Below are 18601 nucleotides of genomic sequence, written 5' to 3' on the forward strand. Positions count from 1 at the left end.
AATAAGGCTCAAAACGACAGCGCGGCTTAATCCTCGTCGCTGTCGTCGTCCTGATTGACGTCGCCCGCCGGCATGCCATAGCGCTTGACCAGTTCCGCCTTGAAACCGGTCAGCGTCTTCTGCTCGTCGCACAGTTCATACACGTAGGCCAACTGCGACGGCCAATCCTTCAACTCCCGAGCAAAGATCTTCAGGCGCTCGACGGTGTCGAACGCCCCCGCCGTGTCGCCGCTCAGTGCCTGCAGTACCGCATACCGGCGCAGCACGGTTTCGCCCGGCAGCAGCGCAATCGCCTGCTTGTGCATGGCGAGCTTGTGTTGCAGGTCCATCGAATTCATCGGCAGCAGCGTCGCGAGACCATACTCGCCCCACGCCTGAAACAGGAACGACGGGGCCGCGCGATACTGCTCCGCAGGACGCGAGCCGTAGTACAGCACCTCGGCGCGCGCGTAGTCGCGATACACCGGATACAGCGCGGCCACGCCACCGAACACAATCACAGCAAACGCGCCGAACGACAGGCGGCCAGGCACTAGGCGCAGCGGCCGTGTCTCGAGCAAGCCGAACACAAACATCGCCGGCAGCAGGAAGAACATGTACTGCTGCGGATACTCGACCAGCGCATGCATGACCAGCACGCCGATCAGCGCGACGCCGAACACGCGTGCGGCGCTCTGCGGCGCGCGGACCACCCGCATCAGCCACGTGATCAGGCCGAACAGCACGATCGCGAGGCCGATCAAGCCCGTCTTCGCGAGCAGGTCGATGAAGATGTCGTGCGAGTTATTGGCAATCTCGACGCCGCCGAGCGACTTCGCATACTCGAACTGATAGCTCGGAAACTCGCCCCAGCCGACACCCAGCAGCGGATGCGCCTTGAACATCGTCCAACCGTATTTCCACAGTGCAAGGCGTGGCGCGATCTGGCCGGCGTCCTTGAAACGCTCAGCCGCGGACTGACCGAGCTCCAGGTGGTAGTGCACGTTGGCCCAGCGGATCAACGCGTTGACCACGAAGAACAGCACCGCCACCGCGATCGGGATCAGCCATTCGCGATTGCTGCGGCGGAGAAGCGGCTCACTACGCGTCTGCGCGAACGCCATCCAGAAACCCGCCACCACAATCACGCCCATCTGCAACCACGGACCGCGCGACACGGTCAGCGCGAGCCCAATTGCGAAAATCGTCGACACGAGCAGCCAGATGCTGACGGCAAGGCGGCGTGTCTGCACGAGGAACAGCGCACCCGCCATCGCGAACGCGATATAGGTGGCGAGGTGGTTCGCTTGCGCCATATTGCCGAACGGCCGGCGCTCGACGGTCACGTTATACGCGACGACGAACGGCGACACGCGCGTCTCAAGGTGAAACAACTGAATCACCTGGCAGAACACTGCAAACAGGCCGCCGACGATCAACGCCCCGGCCGCCCAGCGCAGTGCTGTTTCGCTCAGCTTGGCGCGTGTGAAGCCGTAGCCGGCGTGCGTCGCCATGAATGCGGCGAGCAGGTAACCGCCGCCGAGCCAGTTCATCGACGGCTGCGAGACCGGCAGCAACACCGATTGCGCGACCAGCACCAGCCCGAACAGCAACGGCACCAGCGCGACAACCGGCGACGCAAACGTCACGCGCGGCCTGGCGGTCCACACCAGCAGCACGACACCCGCGCCCATCAGCAGATACAGCGCGAGCGCCGTGAATTCAGCGTAGAAGGTCGGTATCGGATACGTATGGTTGACGACTGCATAAGGCAGCACCAACGCGAGAGCCAACAGAATCAGAGACAGGTAGCGCGCAAATGGGGTGGGCATCGAGTAACCGGTGGGCGTCAGCAACCGGCGCACTATACAAAAAAATCCTCCTGCTGTGCGCCGGCCGGGCTGAAATATCCCGAAAATCAGCCTTTTACGTTCGGATAACAACTCACCGATCTTTCACCCCATCGCTTACGAACGGCACTCCGGTGGTGCAAGGTTCGACGGCAAGGACGGCGCATCAGCAGGTGCGGGCCCCGCGCCCGGTGCAGGTAACGAGGAGGCCGTTTTTCCACCGGCGAAACACTCCCAGGTGACTGCGCCTGCCTGCACGGCACCCTTGCTCAAGGCGATCCGCGCGGTTGGCGCGTCGGCATTGTCCGGCACCGAGGGCACCAGGGTCAGCGTGTTCGACCCGGCAGGCGCGACGCGCGTCGTGAAAGCGACAGTAATCTGGCCGGTGTCGTCGTCGACGTGAACGGATTCGACGTTGCGGGTGCCGGGCGGCGACGCATAACCCCCGCCGAATGCATTGCCGCTGGCGGCGTTTTCAGACACCGCGAGCCGTGCGGATGCGGCCAACGAGAGGCCCTCGCCCACGCGACTGCGGGCCAGATAGTCCTGATACGCCGGAATCGCATAGGCCGCGATTACGCCGACAATCGCCAGCACGATCATCAGTTCGATCAACGTAAAGCCGAAACCGAAACGGCGGCAGACGCGTGCGAAGGGCGCGGTCCAGCGCGCCCGTTCGCACGCATTCCGTGGGGAAAGCGTGGCGTGTGAATAAGGGGAGTACGGCAAAATAACGATCATCGGCAGGCTCCTGAAACGAAAAACGCCTGCCCCTCGAATCGGGGACAGGCGTTTCAATCGTAGCCAGCGGTGCTCGTTCCACACAGTCAGCCGAATGGCTAACGTTGTACTGGCGCGGCGGCGTTCAGATCAGATCGGCTTGCGTTTCGCATCGCGCTGGTCCGTTCGTCCTTCAGGTTCAGCCTCAGCCCGCCGCGCGGCCTGTGCTGCGACGCTCGACTCAGACTCAGCGTCAAACCGCCGCGCGATTCGCGTTGCGCCGCTTGAGCAGATAACCGAGGATCACGACGAACAGCGCACCGGCAATGCTCATGCCGTACTCGGCGACGGGCGAATCCAGGATCGGCCAACGGTCGCCAGCCGGGTCGTTGATAATCAGGCCACCCGCGATCCAGCCAAGCAGCGCCGCGCCGAGCGTAATGACGATTGGGAAGCGGTCGAGCAGCTTCAGCACCAACTGGCTGCCCCACACAATCAGCGGAATGCTCACCACCAGCCCGAAAATCACCAGTGCGAGACGGTGCGCCGGATCGGCCGCCTCGGCAGCGCCGGCAATCGCGATTACGTTGTCGAGGCTCATCACCGCGTCCGCGATGATGATGGTCTTGATCGCCGACATGAGCTTGTCGGCCGGCTTGATGTTCTCGTGGACGTCGTGCGCGGGCGCCATCAAACGCACGCCTATCCACAGCAGCAACAGGCCGCCGGCGAATTTCAGCAACGGCACGTCGAGCAACGCCACGGCGAACGCAATCAGCGCCACGCGCAGCACGATGGCGCCGGCCGTACCCCACAGCACGCCCTTCGTACGCTGCGCAGGCGGCAGGTTGCGGCAAGCAAGCGCGATCACGACAGCATTGTCACCACCCAGCAGAATGTCGATGACGATGATCTGAATGACGGCGCCCCAGTGGAGCGTGGCGAAGAACTCGAGCATGAGTGAAAGAATAAGAAGGAATCGGACGCGCGGGCAATAAAAAAGCGGGGGAGTCTACACTCCCCCGCTTTTTTAACTGCCTGCTCACGAAAGGGTTTCGTAAGCGTATCAAAAACGCGCCGTGACTGCGCGCGAATTTCGTTTTTACAGCATCGCCTTCAGAAGACGCGCCATTTCCGACGGGTTCTTCGTGACCGTGATGCCGCAGGCTTCCATGATTTCCAGCTTGGCTTCAGCCGTGTCCGCACCGCCCGAGATCAGCGCGCCGGCGTGGCCCATGCGCTTGCCCGGAGGCGCCGTGACGCCGGCGATAAAGCCAACCACCGGCTTCTTCATGTTGTCCTTGATCCACTCAGCAGCGTTCGCTTCGTCCGGACCGCCGATCTCGCCGATCATGATGACGGCGTCCGTTTCCGGATCGTCGTTGAACATCTTCATCACGTCGATGTGCTTCAGACCGTTGATCGGGTCGCCGCCGATACCGACTGCCGACGATTGGCCGAGGCCGATCGCCGTCAACTGGCCGACTGCTTCATACGTCAGCGTGCCCGAACGCGACACGACGCCGATGCGGCCCTTGCGGTGGATGTGACCCGGCATGATGCCGATCTTCAGTTCGTCCGGCGTGATCGTGCCCGGGCAGTTCGGTCCGAGCAGCAGCGTCTTGCGGTTTTCAGCGCGCATACGTGCCTTGAGCTCGATCATGTCACGGACAGGAATGCCTTCCGTGATACAGATGGCGAGATCCAGATCGGCTTCGACTGCTTCCCAGATCGCAGCAGCAGCGCCTGCCGGCGGAACGTAAATCACCGACACCGTCGCGCCCGTTTCAGCCTTGGCTTCAGCGACGCTTGCGTAGATAGGAATGCCTTCGAAATCTTCGCCGGCTTTCTTCGGGTTCACGCCCGCAACGAACGCTTCGCGGCCGTTGGCGTATTCACGGCAAGCACGCGTATGGAACTGACCGGTCTTGCCGGTGATGCCCTGCGTGATGACCTTGGTGTCTTTGTTAATCAGAATCGACATGTATTGACCTCTGTTCGTCTGGCGCCGCGAGCAAGGCGGGATGTTCTCCACCCGCGTCGCTCACGCGCCGCCATTCGTAATCCTGGTATGCGCCCGGCAGGCTTACGCCTTGCCCGAAGCGGCCGCGACGACCTTCTGAGCCGCTTCTTCCATGCTGTCTGCCGCAATGATCGGCAGGCCGGATTCAGCGAGCATCTTCTTGCCCAGGTCTTCGTTCGTGCCCTTCATGCGGACCACGAGCGGCACCTTCAACGACACGGCCTTCGACGCCGCGATCACGCCTTCCGCGATCACGTCGCAGCGCATGATGCCGCCGAAAATGTTGACCAGAATCGCCGTCAGGTTCGGGTTCTTCAGCATGATCTTGAACGCTTCCGTGACCTTCTCGGTCGTGGCGCCACCGCCCACGTCCAGGAAGTTCGCCGGTTCGCCGCCGAACAGCTTGATGGTGTCCATCGTTGCCATTGCGAGGCCAGCGCCGTTCACGAGGCAGCCGATGTTGCCGTCGAGCGAGATGTACGCGAGGTCGAACTTCGATGCTTCGACTTCCGCCGGATCTTCTTCGTCCAGATCGCGATACGCGACGATTTCCGGGTGACGGAACAGGGCGTTCGAATCGAAGTTGAACTTGGCGTCCAACGCGATGACCTTGCCGTCGCCGGTCAGGATCAGCGGGTTGATTTCGGCCAGCGATGCGTCGGTTTCCCAGAACGCCTTGTACAGGCCTTGCAGGATCGAACGTGCTTGCGGCAGCGAAGCGGCGGGCACGCCGATCTTCGTGGCGAGTTCGTCGGCTTCAGCATCTTTCAGACCGGTCGACGGGTCGACCGCGATCTTGTGGATCAGCTCAGGCGTCTTTTCCGCGACTTCTTCGACGTCCATGCCGCCTTCGCTCGATGCCATCACGACGATCTTCTGCGAAACGCGATCGATCACCAGGCCGACATACAGTTCCTTCTTGATGTCAGCGCCTTCTTCGATCAGCAGACGATTCACCTTCTGGCCTTCCGGACCGGTCTGGTGCGTGACGAGCTGCATGCCGAGGATCTGGTTCGAGTATTCACGAACCTGTTCCAGCGACTTGGCGACCTTCACGCCGCCGCCCTTGCCACGGCCACCCGCATGGATCTGAGCCTTCACGACCCATACCGGGCCGCCGAGCTCTTCCGCGGCCTTGACCGCATCATCCACCGAGAAGACCGGCTTGCCGCGCGGTACCGCGACGCCGAATTTCCGCAGGATTTCCTTACCCTGGTACTCGTGAATCTTCATGCCTGATTCCCTTCAGTCTGAGAGTTGGATTGAACATCGTTTCCGCTGCCGTCGTTCATGCCGGACGTGTTGCCTTCCTCACCTGTCTGGCGGGCCGCCCCGTCGCCTGACGATGCCGCGCGATCCGCTGTATACGGAGCGCGGCCATACCAGCGCGGATAAAACTGTTGCACCGCCTCGCCGTCGAAACGCAGCGCGTGGCAGCGTCCCAACTGGAATGGCGGTTTGTCGTTGGAATGCTCGCCTGTGCTGTTAGACGAATCGTCTCCTGAACTTCCGCTCGCGCCCGGCGCGCCTCCATTGGTGTTCCACACGTCGCCGGCGAAGGCCTGGATTGCAGCGGTCGGCAGAAGCGCGCACAACTCGGTGAGATGCGTGCAGCCAGCCGTGCCGGCCAGCAAACGGGCAGCATCGCGACGGAAGTTGTGGAACAGATTGAGCCCGATGAGGGCACGGTAGGCGGGATTGATGGCTTGGCACAACCCTGGATAGGGCACCCAGTCGGACGACGCTTCGGCGTCGACGACGTTGAGCTTGCGATCGATGGTGATGCGAAGCCAGAGTTCATGGATCGGCTGACCATTGGGCCGGATGCCCGACGCAAGCACCACATCGCGCGGTTTTTCGTCGGTCAAACACGCTTCCACATCCCACAGGCCATCGGCTCGCTCATAGGCTTCCGCTCTGATTGCACGACGATGGCGCAACTGACGGGATACTGGCGGGGAGAGCGGCATGCGGAAAGGAAAGGCCGGATTGGAAAACTCCCAGATTTTAGCATACTGGGTATTTGAGACAGTTCGGAATGCGCAGGGCCGCCCGGCGGGCCGGGGAGCGCGGCAAACGCTATCTCAAAGTGAGGGCGTGGCGGCGAAGCGTGGAGTTTTTCGCGCTGGGACCCGTGCAGTACCCAGCTACTCGCCGCTCCATTCCTCGTCGATGCCCTTGAGGATTTTTCCGATCGTGGCGCCGGAGAAACCGCGCGAGGCCAGAAAGCGCGTCTGCTTTGCCCGCTCGGCCGCCGTTTCGGGGAGCCGGCCGAATTTCTTTCGCCAGACGGCTTGAGCGCGCGCCAGTTCGGTTTCGCGCAGTTGCGCACTGGCTTCTTCGACCAGCGTTTGGTCGACCGCATGCTGCTTCAATTCGCCGACGATCCGGCTCGCGCCCAACCGTGACGAACGCCGATGAATCAGGCTTTCAGCAAACCGCGAATCGGACAGCCAGTTTTCGGCTTCCAGCGAATCGAGCAAGGTGTCGAGCGAATCGGTTTCTTCGACGAACGGTTTTAGCTTGCGCGCCAGTTCGGCGCGGCTGTATTCACGCCGGGACAAATAGCCGAGTGCACGTCCTTTGAGCGAACGGGCCGGGCGTTGGGATTTTTTTGCGTCATCCTGCCCTGGCTTCGCCTCGCCGGGTGTGCGGCGCGAACGGGTGTAAGTGGTTTCGGACGAGTCCGCTGCGGCTGGCGCAGAAGAATCGGACTGCGGCTGGCGACCTGCAGCGCGATCGTGCGCATCGAACGACTCGAAGGGATCGGCGTCGCCGGCTGTAGCGGAGGAATCGGAATCTGACGCGGACGAGCGAAGGGTGGCTGAATTGCCGCCCGGATAGCGCGGCGAACGCGAAGTGGAACGCCCGAAGGAGCTTCCAGAAGATTTGCCAAACGAACTGCTGGATGAGTTTCCCGACGACCGCCCAAACGACCGGGTGGATCGGGAAGTCGACGAAGAGGATGACGACGATTCGCTCGAATCGTCGCTACCGTCACGCGGGCCGTCCGCGCTACATCCAGCATTGGACAACGGCCGGCCCTTGCGTATCACGTGATGGTTACTCTTCTTCGCCTGCGACTTCGGCGGCTGCACCGGTCACCGCTTCCGCCATGGCATTCACGCCCAACGATTCACGGATACGGTTTTCGATCTCACGGGCGATGTCCGGATTTTCACGCAGAAATTCGCGCGCGTTGTCCTTGCCCTGACCGATACGTTCGCCGTTGTAGCTGTACCAGGCACCGGCCTTGTCGACGATCTTCGCTTGCACACCCAGGTCGATGACTTCGCCCTGACGGGAAATGCCCTCGCCGTACAGAATGTCGAAAATCGCTTCGCGGAACGGCGGCGCAACCTTATTTTTCACCACCTTCACGCGCGTTTCGTTACCGATCACTTCATCGTTCTTCTTGATCGAACCGATCCGGCGAATGTCCAGACGCACCGACGCGTAAAACTTCAGCGCGTTACCACCCGTGGTGGTTTCCGGGTTACCGAACATCACACCGATCTTCATACGGATCTGGTTGATGAAAATCACGAGGCAGTTGGTGCGCTTGATCGTGCCGGTGAGCTTGCGCAGCGCTTGCGACATCAGGCGCGCCTGCAGACCCGGCAGCGAGTCGCCCATTTCGCCTTCGATTTCAGCCTTCGGCACGAGTGCCGCGACCGAGTCGATCACGATCATGTCGATCGAACCCGAGCGCACCAGTGCGTCGGCAATTTCGAGCGCCTGCTCGCCAGTGTCCGGCTGCGAAACCAGCAGGTCGTTGACGTTCACGCCGAGCTTGCGCGCGTACTGGATATCCAGCGCGTGTTCCGCGTCGATAAACGCTGCCGTGCCGCCGAGCTTCTGCATTTCGGCGACGACCTGCAACGTCAGTGTGGTTTTACCGGACGACTCCGGACCATAAATTTCGACCACCCGGCCACGCGGCAAACCGCCGACGCCCAGCGCGATGTCGAGGCCGAGCGATCCGGTTGAGACCACCTGGATGTCTTCGACCGCCTCACCTGCGCCGAGCCGCATGACCGACCCTTTGCCGAACTGCTTTTCGATCTGCGCGAGCGCGGCAGCGAGCGCCTTGCCCTTTTCAGCAGTCAGTCCAGCCGAGCCTTTCTTGCTTTCTTCCATGAATCGTCCTTTGCTATGATGAACGGCGTCCGAGGCAGATGTGCGGCCCGTTCTTAGAGGACAGCACACGAAACCCAGACACTGTATAAAAAAACAGTAGTTTTGGCAAGCGCGATTCTCATGCGAACGCGCATTTTTACCGTCACGCTGCCCAACTACCCACAATAATTTTCGGAGACCGCTGTGCGCCGGGAGGTCACCCCACGGTGCCGGCAAGGCCAGGTTGGCGCACCATGCGAATTCTGATTGCCGAAGACGACAGCATACTCGCGGACGGTCTGGTTCGATCACTCCGCCAATCGGCCTATGCCGTCGATCATGTGAAGAGCGGCGTCGAGGCCGACACCGCGCTTTCAATGCAAACTTTCGACCTGCTGATCCTCGATCTGGGCCTGCCGCGCATGTCGGGGCTCGAGGTGCTGCGCCGCCTGCGCGCCCGCAACTCGAACGTGCCGGTGCTGATTCTCACGGCAGCGGACAGCGTCGACGAACGCGTCAAGGGCCTCGATCTCGGCGCCGACGATTACATGGCCAAGCCCTTCGCGCTGAATGAACTCGAGGCGCGCGTGCGCGCCTTGACCCGGCGCGGCGCGGGCGGCGGCCCCACGGTGGTGCGGCATGGTTCGCTGTCGTTCGATCAGGTCGGCCGGATCGCCTATGTCAACGAGCAGGTCATCGACCTGTCGGCGCGCGAACTCGGTTTGCTCGAAGTACTGCTGCAACGGATCGGCCGGCTGGTGTCGAAGGAACAGCTCGTCGACCATCTGTGCGAATGGGGCGAGGAAGTCAGCAATAACGCGATCGAGGTCTACGTGCACCGGCTGCGCAAGAAGATCGAGCCGAGCGGCGTGCGCATCATCACCGTGCGGGGCCTCGGCTACTGCCTCGAGAAAGCCGCCCTGCCCTCGAACCCGAACATGGGCGCCAACGCGCTCGCGCCACACGCCCCCGCCGAGCCCGAGCCGCCCTCCTCGCCTGCGTCGGCCGCGATGCCGGCGAGCCATCACTACAAATAGAGGACACCCATGTCCGCACGCGCAGACCGCGCTACGGCGCACGCGGCGGACCTCGACGAGGCGCGCGACGCCCGCTACGCCAATCCGTTCGCCCCGCCCGACGAGACCGAAGCCGCCGCTGAGGCGCGCCCGCGCTCGCTGTTCGGCGAGATTCTCGACTGGATGCTGGCGCCGCTTCTGCTGCTTTGGCCGATGAGCCTCGCGGTCACCTACCTGGTCGCCAAGTCGATCGCTAACGGGCCGTTCGACCGCGCGCTCGAAACCGACGCCTACGTGCTCGCCCGCCAGATCCATCCGATCAACGGCGTGGCGGAGCTGTCGCTGCCCGACTCCACCCGCGATTTTCTGCGCGCCGACAACGTCGATACCGTGTTCTATCAGGTGCTCGGCACGCGCGGCGAACTGGTGGGCGGCGAGCGCGACATGCCTCTGCCGCACGAGGAAGACCGTCCGCCGCCGGGCCTCGTCGAATTCCGTGACGACGTGCTGCGCGGCAACGATATCCGCGTTGCCTATACGACGGTCGAGTTTCCGCAGACGCCCGGCGCGCAGCCGGTACTGGTGCAGGTCGCCGAGACGCTCGACAAACGCAGCCAGCTTGCCAACGACATCATCAAAGGCGTGATCCTGCCGCAGTTCGTGATCCTGCCGCTGGCGATCCTGCTGGTGTGGTTCGGCCTGTCGCGCGGACTCGCGCCGCTGCACGCCTTGCAGGCGCACATCCGCGCGCGCCGCCCGGACGATCTGTCGCCGCTCGAAGCTCGCCTCGCACCGCCGGAAATCGAGCCCCTCGTGACATCGTTCAACGATCTGCTGACGCGCCTCGAACAGAACATGGAGTTGCAGAAGCGCTTTATCGCCGACGCCGCGCATCAGATGAAAACGCCGCTTGCCGGTTTGCGCACCCAGGCTGAGCTGGCGCTACGCCAGGACGCCTCCGCGGAAGTCCACCGCTCGCTCGAACAGATCGCCACCAGTTCGGAGCAAGCCGCGCGTCTCGTCACCCAGTTGCTCGCGCTGGCACGGGCGGAAAACCGCATGTCCGGGCAGATTTTCACGCCCGTCGAAGTGACGGAGATGGCGCGCAACGCCGTGCGCGACTGGGTTCAAGCCGCACTCGCCAAACAGATGGACCTCGGCTACGAAGCGCCCGAAGAACCGGTCGAAGTCGACGGCAATCCGGTCATGCTGCGGGAAATGCTGTCGAACCTGATCGACAACGCGATCCGCTACACGCCGGCTGGCGGGCGGATCACCGTGCGGGTGCGACACGACGTGACGGCGCGGCTCGTGCATCTGGAAGTAGAAGACACGGGGCTCGGTATTCCGGTAGCCGAGCGCTCGCGGGTGGTCGAGCGTTTTTACCGGATTCTCGGCCGCGAAGGCGACGGCAGCGGCCTCGGGCTGGCAATCGTCCGCGAGATCACGACGATGCATGGCGGGGAGATGACGATCGACGATAACGTCTATCAAACGTCCCCACGACTTGCGGGAACGCTCGTGCGTATCAGCTTGCATGTGCTCAAACGGCCACAGGACTTACCCTAAGGAAGCAAAGATCCGCGCGTTGACCACAGCCATATTGAGATAAGTTAGTCTCGCGTTACAAGAACTTATAAGACAGTTATCGTGTTTTGACGGGAATTTCCTCTTCGCACCCCAGACTGCCATTTCACCCCACCACGTCAGTACGCCGTAAGTTTCCACTCCAATAATCGGTTCCACGGGAACGCCTTCGCCGGCGGACCGCGTGCACATATCAATATTGGAGACGACATATGGCTACCGTTGGCGGGCAAATCTCGCACGTGCCGATGACGCACGATGAGAAGCGGGTGATCTTCGCATCGTCGCTAGGTACGGTTTTCGAGTGGTACGACTTCTATCTGGCCGGCTCACTTGCAATCTTCATCAGCAAGAGCTTCTTCTCCGGCGTCAATCCGACTGCCGCCTTCATCTTTACGCTCCTCAGCTTCGCCGCGGGCTTCGCGGTGCGGCCGTTCGGCGCGATCGTGTTCGGACGCCTCGGCGATATGGTCGGGCGCAAGCACACGTTCCTCATCACGATTGTGATCATGGGCCTGTCGACCTTCCTGGTCGGCTTCCTGCCCGGCTATGCATCGATCGGCATTGCGTCGCCGGTGATCTTCATCGCGATGCGCATGCTGCAGGGGCTTGCACTCGGCGGCGAATACGGCGGTGCGGCAACCTACGTCGCGGAACATGCGCCGGCGGGACGCCGCGGTTTCTACACCGCGTGGATCCAGACCACCGCCACGCTCGGCCTGTTCCTCTCGCTACTGGTGATTCTCGGCGTGCGCACGGCCATGGGCGAAGACGCGTTCGGCGCCTGGGGCTGGCGCATTCCGTTCCTCGCGTCGATCATCCTGCTCGGCGTGTCGGTATGGATTCGCCTGCAACTGAATGAATCGCCGGTGTTCGCGCGCATCAAGGCTGAAGGCAAAACCTCGAAGGCGCCGCTGACCGAAGCATTCGGTCAATGGAAGAACCTGAAGATCGTGATCCTCGCGCTGATCGGCCTGACCGCCGGCCAGGCGGTGGTCTGGTACACGGGTCAGTTCTACACGCTGTTCTTCCTGACGCAAACGCTGAAGGTCGACGGCGCGACGTCCAACATCCTGATCGCGATCGCGCTCCTGATCGGCACGCCGTTCTTCCTGTTCTTCGGCTCGCTGTCGGACCGGATCGGCCGCAAGCCGATCATCATGGCCGGCCTGCTGATTGCTGCCTGCACGTACTTCCCGCTGTTCAAAGCGCTGACTCACTACACGAACCCGGCGCTGGAAACCGCTACGGCGAAAGCACCGATCGTCGTGATCGCGAACCCGGACGAGTGCTCGTTCCAGTTCAACCCGGTCGGCACCGCGAAGTTCACGAGCTCCTGCGACATCGCCAAGAGCGCGCTCTCGAAAGCCGGCTTGAACTACGAGAACGTCGCGGCGCCGGCAGGCACACTGGCGCAGATCAAGGTCGGCGATACGGTGATCAACACGTATGACGGCAAGGCAGCCGACGCCAAGGACCAGGGCAAGACGTTCGACAAAACCCTGGCTACCACGCTGAAGACCGCCGGCTATCCGCCAAAGGCCGATCCGTCGCAGATCAACTGGCCGATGAGTGTGGTGATCCTGACGATCATGATGATCTACGTGACGATGGTCTACGGACCGATTGCGGCGATGCTGGTGGAGATGTTCCCGACGCGCATCCGCTATACCTCGATGTCGCTGCCATATCACATTGGCAATGGCTGGTTCGGCGGCTTCCTGCCAGCAACCGCATTCGCGATCGTCGCGGCGAAGGGCAACATCTACTCGGGGCTGTGGTATCCGATTGTGGTCGCGCTCATCACGCTCGTAATCGGCTTGCTGTTCGTCAAGGAAACCAAGAACTCGGATATCTACGCGCAGGACTGAGGCGCCTGACAGACGAGGTGATTTAAAAAAGTTGCAGGGCGGGGGTTGACAGCCCCCGGCCCTATCCTCATAATCTCGCTTCTTTCGGCGAATTAGCTCAGTTGGTTAGAGCGACGGAATCATAATCCGCAGGTCCGGGGTTCGAGTCCCTGATTCGCCACCAGTTGCAAGAAAAAGCCGCTGATCCACAAGGTCAGCGGCTTTTTTGTTTTTGGCTCTCCAAACAGCAACTTCAAGGAGGTTTCTTGATGACGTTCCGCACTGCCGCGCTTGCCGCGGCCGCCGCATCCTTCGCGCTTCTCGCCGCCGCGTCGCCGCTCACCGTCAACGCCCAAACGCCACCCGACAGTCAGTGGCGCGCCAGTTCACTCATGCTTGCGACGTTGCTGCAAGACGGCTACAAAATCGTCGCGGTAGTGAATGGCGCCCACGTCGATACCGGCTCGGCCAATACGATTTTCGTTCAGCGCGATCAGAGCGCATTCAAATGCATCGACCCGTCGCCGGCCGATGCGAAAACCAAGGCAGCGTGCTTCGAACTGGTTCAGCCGGCGGGTGCCGCGTCCGAATCCAAATAAGCGAATGGCTTTGCAGATGCGAGCCATCGGCTTTAAGGCTCGCAACGAAAAAAGGAGCGGGCTTGCGCCAGCTCCTTTGCAATACCTTTGTCCGGTCCCGCTCTAACTAAAACGGTGGCGAGCCCGCGCTCAACGATCCACGAGGCGACTAAGATTGCCGCGCACGCGTTGCAACAGCGCGATAAGCTGCTTCGCTTCGTTGTCGGTAAAACCGTTCAGCGCTTCGAGCGCGACTTCATCACCCACTTTGCGGGCCTTGCCGAGGGTGCGCTCGGCCTTCGGCGTCATGCGCACCTGGCGCTCGCGGCGATCCTGCGGATTGGCCGTGCGCTCGATCCAGCCGCCCTCTTCCATGCGGTCTAGCAGGCGTCCCGCCGAAATCGGCGCGACTTCGAGCAGGTCCGCGAGCCGAGCCTGGTTGACGTCGCCGTAATGGGCGAGGTTGGCCAGCACGCGGCACTGCGCGCGCGTCAGATCGACCGATGACTTCGCGAGATCGTCAAAACGCTTGCCTGTCAGGCGGCCGACGTCGGAAATCAGAAAGCCGAAGCGTTCTTCGAGTTGGGTGTTCATGCGCGGATTATACGAAAAGCTTTCGTTTGTCATCGTCGGAATGGGTGCAAAACGGGCGCAATTCAGGCTCCGCATAATTCCGGATGGGCGCATGCGCTAGCAGCCGATATACTAAGCATGCTTACTATATCGAAGATCCCGCTCGCCCATGTCCTCCGACTCTCCGCCGACGAGCGCCGCGGCACCGCTCAACCGGCCGATGATCACCGTCTCGATCATGCTCGCGACGTTGATCCAGACGCTCGACAGCACCATCGCCAACGTCGCGCTGCCGCACATGCAGGGCACGCTGTCGGCCTCGCAGGATGAGATCACGTGGGTGCTAACCTCGTATATCGTCGCGGCCGCGATCGCCACGCCGTTGACAGGCTGGTTGTCTGACCGGCTGAGCGTCAAGCGGTTGCTGATTTTCGCAATCGGCGGCTTCACGGTAGCCTCAGCGTTGTGCGGATTGTCGGAAACGCTGACGCAGATCGTCGCGTCGCGTTTGCTGCAAGGGGTTTTCGGAGCCTCGCTGGTGCCGCTGTCGCAGTCGATCCTGCTTGACATCAATCCGCGCGAAAAGCAGGGCCAGGCGATGGCGGTGTGGGGTATGGGCGTGATGGTCGGTCCGATTCTCGGACCGACGCTCGGCGGCTGGCTCACCGATAGCTACAACTGGCGCTGGGTGTTTTTCATCAACGTGCCGATTGGCGCGTTCGCGCTGTTCGGCGTGGCGACCTTCCTGCCTGCGCGTGAACCGAAGCACGACGCGAAGTTCGACGCCTTCGGTTTTGCCACATTGGGTCTCGCCATCGGCGGGCTGCAGGCGATGCTCGATCGCGGCGAGCAGCTCGACTGGTTCGGCTCGCATGAAATCGTGATCGAGGCGCTGATCGCGGCGATCAGCTTCGCGTTCTTCCTCGTGCATACCGCGACAGTCGGCAAGAAATCGTTCTTCAAATACGAATTGCTGAAAGACCCGAACTTCGCCACCGGCACGTTTTTCATCTTTGTGATCGGCGCGGTGATGTATGCGACACGCGCGTTGCTGCCGCCCATGCTGCAAAACCTGATGAACTATCCGGTCGCGACCACGGGACTCGTCACGGCGCCGAGCGGCGCGGGGACCATGATCGCGATGCTGTTCGCCGGGCGACTATTGAAGCGGGTCGACGCGCGGCTGTTGCTGCTCGCCGGCTTCCTGATCTCAGCGTTCGCGCTGTGGCAGATGATGCATTACACGATCGTGCTGTCGGCATCGGACATCGTCTGGCCTGGCGTGATCCAGGGCTTCGGCCTGGGCCTCGTGTTCGTGCCGTTGAGCGCGCTGACCTTCTCCACGCTTACGCCGGAACTGCGCGCCGACGGCACCGCGACCTACAGCCTGATGCGCAATATCGGTAGCAGTATCGGCATTTCGATCGTGCAGACGCTGATGACGCGCAACACGCAGGTGTCGCATGCTGACCTCGTCGCGAATATCACGCCGTTCAATCCGGCGATCCAGCCAATGCTCAATAGCGGCTCGAATTACGACCTGGCGGCGCTGAACGCGTCGATTACCCAGCAGGCGTCTATGATCGCTTATCTGAACGACTTCAAGCTGATGTTCGTGGCGACGTTGCTGGTCATTCCGCTGCTGCTGTTAATCCGCCCGTCGCGCCAGGCGCCGGATGCGTCGGTGGCGCACGCCGCGATGGACTAAAGTTGGGGGCGAGTTGCCGAGCGAAACCCGTGGCGCGTTCGCGTCCTACTCACCCTTCGATTCTTCCGCGTGTCACTCCCAGCAATCCCGCCATCGCCCCTCGCGCTGCCGGCGCGTTACGGTCGCGGATCGCTTCGAACACGGCCGTGTGCTCCGCGAGCGACGCGTTGAACACGTCCGCGCGTTTCGCATTCAGGCGTAGTTGCGCTTCCAACGTGCGCTCGATGAGCGTGCCGAGCGGAATCAGCAATTCGTTGCTGCATGCCGTCAACACGCTCAAATGAAACTGCAGATCGGCGCGCACCCATTCGTCGACATTGCGCGCCCCGACCATCGACGCATGTGCTGCCGCCAGCGCATTGAAGGTGTCGTCCGTGTGCGAGGCCGCAGCCAGACCCGCCGCGTACGGCTCGATCATCTCGCGCATTTCCTGCAACTTGAGCGCAAACGCCATCGGCTCGGCGACGCGCGAGTACCAGTCGAGCACATCGGCATCGAGCAGATTCCACGCCGGTCTCGGCCGCACCCGGGTGCCGACCCGCGGACGCGATTCGATCAGTCCTTTCGACGTCAGGGTGCGAAGCGCCTCGCGCAACACTGTCCGGCTCACGCCGAAGGTGTCCATCAACTCCGCCTCGCGCGGCAGGATCGAGTCAGGCGCGTAGTCGCCGCGCAGAATCGCGGTCGCCAGCAGATGCGCGACGCGCCCATGCAGATCGTGCTGAATAGCTTTCTCCCAGCGGCCTCTCGGCACTATTGATATCGGGCCTGAGCCCGGAACGATCGCGATTATCGGGCATCCCGACCTGCCAACCTATGGCTTCGGCTCCGGTCCGGCGTTGGTCATGCTGACCGGCGCTCGGCCGCGACCTCGCCGTTGCCGTTGCCCGGCCAATATTTGGCCAATAGTACTATTAATAGTACTTAAACGCGCTTTTGTTGTAGGATGTGAATCCTCGAAATTGCCCGCACACGCAGGCACCCAGGCCGCCAGGAGACGCACACCATGAAAATCACCAAGCTCGAAACCTTCATCGTTCCGCCGCGCTGGTGCTTCCTGAAGATCGAGACCGACGAGGGCATCGTCGGCTGGGGCGAACCGGTGGTCGAAGGCCGCGCGCATACCGTGGCAGCCGCTGTCGAAGAACTGTCCGACTACCTGATCGGCAAAGACCCGCTGTTGATCGAAGACCACTGGCAGGTGATGTATCGCGCGGGCTTCTACCGTGGCGGCCCCATCACGATGAGCGCGATCGCCGGCGTCGACCAGGCGCTGTGGGACATCAAGGGCAAGCATCATGGCGTGCCGATTCATGCGCTGCTCGGCGGCCAGGTGCGCGACAAGATCAAGGTCTATTCATGGATCGGCGGCGATCGCCCAAGCGATGTCGCGAATAACGCGCGCGCCGTGGTCGAACGCGGCTTCAAGGCTGTGAAGATGAACGGCTCGGAAGAGCTGCAGATCATCGACACCTTCGACAAGGTGCAAGGCGTTATCAATAACGTTGCCGCCGTGCGCGAAGCGGTTGGGCCGAACATCGGCATCGGCGTGGACTTCCACGGCCGCGTGCACAAGCCGATGGCGAAGGTGCTGGCCAAGGAACTTGACCCGTACAAGCTGCTCTTCATCGAGGAGCCTGTGCTGTCGGAAAACGCGGAAGCCTTGCGCGACATCGTCAACCAGACCAACACGCCGATCGCGTTGGGCGAACGCCTGTATTCGCGCTGGGACTTCAAGCACATTCTGTCGGGCGGCTACGTCGACATCATCCAGCCGGACGCGTCGCACGCGGGCGGCATCACCGAGTGCCGCAAGATCGCGTCGATGGCCGAGGCGTACGACGTCGCGCTCGCGCTGCACTGCCCGCTCGGTCCGATCGCGCTGGCCACCTGCCTGCAGATCGACGCGGTGAGCTACAACGCGTTCATCCAGGAACAGAGCCTGGGCATTCACTACAACCAGGGCAACGACCTGCTCGACTACATCAAGAACCCGGAGGTCTTCAAGTACGAAGACGGCTTCGTGTCGATTCCGCAAGGCCCGGGCCTCGGCATCGAGGTCAACGAAGAGAAGGTGCGCGAGATGGCGAAGGTCGGCCACCGCTGGCGCAATCCGGTGTGGCGCCATGAGGATGGCAGCGTCGCGGAATGGTAAGCGTGTGAGCGGTTTGCCTGAATGATCGAACGCCGCCTGCGGGCGGCGTTGTCTTTTCTGTGGCTGGACGACCGCATAGCGCGAATCCGGCGATACATCGAGCCGGGCACGCCTCAGCCAGACGGTGGCCACGCGTTACGGTGGCGTCACGTTCGCGGCCTCGCAGTTACGTAACATCCGAGACCGAAAGGGTCGAAAACCGCCTTTTCCGCCACTCTCCGGGCTCCCCCCCGCATCGCTCAAAGCCTTGCTGAAAAAGGCTCTCAAGCCGTTTGTTCGGCATCAGACATACGCATGGCCCACTGCTTGCTCAAATGCACTCAAACGACAAATGCATTGGGGAACATCATGGGCGAATTTCTTCCTGACTATCTGATCCGCGAACAGGCCGCTGTCGGCGCGCTGGTGGTGTTCGGTGTGCTTCGCATCCTCGGCGCGATGCT

The 18601-nt window shown here is 62.1% G+C and carries 16 protein-coding genes and 1 tRNA gene; 7 read left to right on the plus strand and 10 right to left on the minus strand.

Annotated features, from left to right (window positions below):
• Window positions 1-26: 26 nt before the first annotated feature.
• The 8 genes from VFE81_RS11810 to recA form a co-directional block, all read right to left on the minus strand.
• Window positions 27-1811, minus strand: a complete 1785-nt coding sequence (locus VFE81_RS11810) for a PglL family O-oligosaccharyltransferase (RefSeq protein WP_325044769.1) — start codon at window positions 1809-1811, stop codon at window positions 27-29.
• Window positions 1812-1946: 135 nt separating this feature from the next.
• Window positions 1947-2570 (minus strand): pilin, encoded by a 624-nt coding sequence (locus tag VFE81_RS11815; RefSeq protein ID WP_325044770.1) that lies wholly within the window; start codon window positions 2568-2570, stop codon window positions 1947-1949.
• A 232-nt stretch (window positions 2571-2802) separates the two neighbouring features.
• Complete coding sequence (locus tag VFE81_RS11820; protein ID WP_325044771.1) at window positions 2803-3507, minus strand: TerC family protein; 705 nt, start codon at window positions 3505-3507, stop codon at window positions 2803-2805.
• Between the two features lie 144 nt (window positions 3508-3651).
• A complete protein-coding gene (sucD, locus tag VFE81_RS11825) occupies window positions 3652-4533 on the minus strand; it encodes a succinate--CoA ligase subunit alpha (RefSeq protein WP_097390342.1) in 882 nt (293 codons plus the stop codon).
• A gap of 102 nt (window positions 4534-4635) precedes the next feature.
• Window positions 4636-5805 carry an ADP-forming succinate--CoA ligase subunit beta gene (gene sucC, locus VFE81_RS11830; protein WP_042321142.1) on the minus strand — a complete coding sequence of 390 codons (1170 nt, stop codon included), beginning with the start codon at window positions 5803-5805 and terminating at the stop codon, window positions 4636-4638.
• Window positions 5802-6542, minus strand: a complete 741-nt coding sequence (locus tag VFE81_RS11835) for a DUF2889 domain-containing protein (RefSeq protein WP_325044772.1) — start codon at window positions 6540-6542, stop codon at window positions 5802-5804. The genes sucC and VFE81_RS11835 overlap by 4 nt, the downstream gene beginning before the upstream one ends.
• A 177-nt stretch (window positions 6543-6719) precedes the next feature.
• Window positions 6720-7607, minus strand: coding sequence for a recombination regulator RecX (recX, locus tag VFE81_RS11840; RefSeq protein ID WP_325044773.1), 888 nt, complete (start codon window positions 7605-7607; stop codon window positions 6720-6722).
• Between the two features lie 28 nt (window positions 7608-7635).
• Window positions 7636-8712: a recombinase RecA gene (gene recA, locus VFE81_RS11845; RefSeq protein WP_325044774.1), complete on the minus strand. Its 1077-nt coding sequence runs from the start codon at window positions 8710-8712 to the stop codon at window positions 7636-7638.
• A 233-nt stretch (window positions 8713-8945) separates the two neighbouring features.
• On the opposite strand from recA, the gene VFE81_RS11850 reads away from it, so the two are divergent.
• The 5 genes from VFE81_RS11850 (at window position 8946) to VFE81_RS11870 (ending at window position 13743) form a co-directional block, all read left to right on the plus strand.
• Window positions 8946-9728, plus strand: a complete 783-nt coding sequence (locus tag VFE81_RS11850; protein WP_325044775.1) for a response regulator transcription factor — start codon at window positions 8946-8948, stop codon at window positions 9726-9728.
• Window positions 9729-9737: 9 nt separating this feature from the next.
• A complete protein-coding gene (locus VFE81_RS11855) occupies window positions 9738-11276 on the plus strand; it encodes a sensor histidine kinase (protein WP_325044776.1) in 1539 nt (512 codons plus the stop codon).
• Window positions 11277-11506: 230 nt separating this feature from the next.
• Entirely contained in the window at window positions 11507-13165 is a 1659-nt protein-coding gene (locus VFE81_RS11860; protein WP_325044777.1) for an MFS transporter, read from the plus strand.
• An 86-nt stretch (window positions 13166-13251) separates the two neighbouring features.
• A tRNA-Met gene (locus tag VFE81_RS11865) sits at window positions 13252-13328 on the plus strand.
• 85 nt (window positions 13329-13413) lie between these two features.
• Window positions 13414-13743 (plus strand): hypothetical protein, encoded by a 330-nt coding sequence (locus VFE81_RS11870; RefSeq protein WP_325044782.1) that lies wholly within the window; start codon window positions 13414-13416, stop codon window positions 13741-13743.
• A 129-nt stretch (window positions 13744-13872) separates the two neighbouring features.
• Here VFE81_RS11870 and VFE81_RS11875 read toward each other — a convergent pair whose 3' ends face one another.
• Entirely contained in the window at window positions 13873-14316 is a 444-nt protein-coding gene (locus tag VFE81_RS11875; RefSeq protein ID WP_325044778.1) for a MarR family transcriptional regulator, read from the minus strand.
• A 148-nt stretch (window positions 14317-14464) separates the two neighbouring features.
• Here VFE81_RS11875 and VFE81_RS11880 point away from each other — a divergent pair, with 148 nt between their 5' ends.
• Window positions 14465-16003 (plus strand): DHA2 family efflux MFS transporter permease subunit, encoded by a 1539-nt coding sequence (locus VFE81_RS11880; protein WP_325044779.1) that lies wholly within the window; start codon window positions 14465-14467, stop codon window positions 16001-16003.
• A 49-nt stretch (window positions 16004-16052) separates the two neighbouring features.
• Here the strand turns inward: VFE81_RS11880 and VFE81_RS11885 are convergent, their stop codons facing one another.
• Window positions 16053-16757 carry a FadR/GntR family transcriptional regulator gene (locus VFE81_RS11885; RefSeq protein ID WP_325044780.1) on the minus strand — a complete coding sequence of 235 codons (705 nt, stop codon included), beginning with the start codon at window positions 16755-16757 and terminating at the stop codon, window positions 16053-16055.
• Between the two features lie 252 nt (window positions 16758-17009).
• Here VFE81_RS11885 and dgoD point away from each other — a divergent pair, with 252 nt between their 5' ends.
• Window positions 17010-18158 carry a galactonate dehydratase gene (gene dgoD, locus VFE81_RS11890; RefSeq protein ID WP_074765636.1) on the plus strand — a complete coding sequence of 383 codons (1149 nt, stop codon included), beginning with the start codon at window positions 17010-17012 and terminating at the stop codon, window positions 18156-18158.
• Window positions 18159-18601: the final 443 nt, after the last annotated feature.

The sequence above is a fragment of the Paraburkholderia sp. genome (genome assembly GCF_035656215.1).
GTDB lineage: Bacteria > Pseudomonadota > Gammaproteobacteria > Burkholderiales > Burkholderiaceae > Paraburkholderia.

What these genes read in the sequence shown, in the direction of transcription:
- recA (WP_325044774.1), bottom strand. Translation starts at nt 8,712, where the DNA reads ATGGAAGAAAGCAAGAAAGGCTCGGCTGGACTGACTGCTGAAAAGGGC.
- VFE81_RS11875 (WP_325044778.1), bottom strand. Translation starts at nt 14,316, where the DNA reads ATGAACACCCAACTCGAAGAACGCTTCGGCTTTCTGATTTCCGACGTC.
- VFE81_RS11810 (WP_325044769.1), bottom strand. Translation starts at nt 1,811, where the DNA reads ATGCCCACCCCATTTGCGCGCTACCTGTCTCTGATTCTGTTGGCTCTC.
- VFE81_RS11850 (WP_325044775.1), top strand. Translation starts at nt 8,946, where the DNA reads ATGCGAATTCTGATTGCCGAAGACGACAGCATACTCGCGGACGGTCTG.
- VFE81_RS11870 (WP_325044782.1), top strand. Translation starts at nt 13,414, where the DNA reads ATGACGTTCCGCACTGCCGCGCTTGCCGCGGCCGCCGCATCCTTCGCG.
- VFE81_RS11860 (WP_325044777.1), top strand. Translation starts at nt 11,507, where the DNA reads ATGGCTACCGTTGGCGGGCAAATCTCGCACGTGCCGATGACGCACGAT.
- dgoD (WP_074765636.1), top strand. Translation starts at nt 17,010, where the DNA reads ATGAAAATCACCAAGCTCGAAACCTTCATCGTTCCGCCGCGCTGGTGC.
- VFE81_RS11815 (WP_325044770.1), bottom strand. Translation starts at nt 2,570, where the DNA reads ATGATCGTTATTTTGCCGTACTCCCCTTATTCACACGCCACGCTTTCC.
- sucC (WP_042321142.1), bottom strand. Translation starts at nt 5,805, where the DNA reads ATGAAGATTCACGAGTACCAGGGTAAGGAAATCCTGCGGAAATTCGGC.
- sucD (WP_097390342.1), bottom strand. Translation starts at nt 4,533, where the DNA reads ATGTCGATTCTGATTAACAAAGACACCAAGGTCATCACGCAGGGCATC.
- VFE81_RS11880 (WP_325044779.1), top strand. Translation starts at nt 14,465, where the DNA reads ATGTCCTCCGACTCTCCGCCGACGAGCGCCGCGGCACCGCTCAACCGG.
- VFE81_RS11835 (WP_325044772.1), bottom strand. Translation starts at nt 6,542, where the DNA reads ATGCCGCTCTCCCCGCCAGTATCCCGTCAGTTGCGCCATCGTCGTGCA.
- VFE81_RS11820 (WP_325044771.1), bottom strand. Translation starts at nt 3,507, where the DNA reads ATGCTCGAGTTCTTCGCCACGCTCCACTGGGGCGCCGTCATTCAGATC.
- VFE81_RS11855 (WP_325044776.1), top strand. Translation starts at nt 9,738, where the DNA reads ATGTCCGCACGCGCAGACCGCGCTACGGCGCACGCGGCGGACCTCGAC.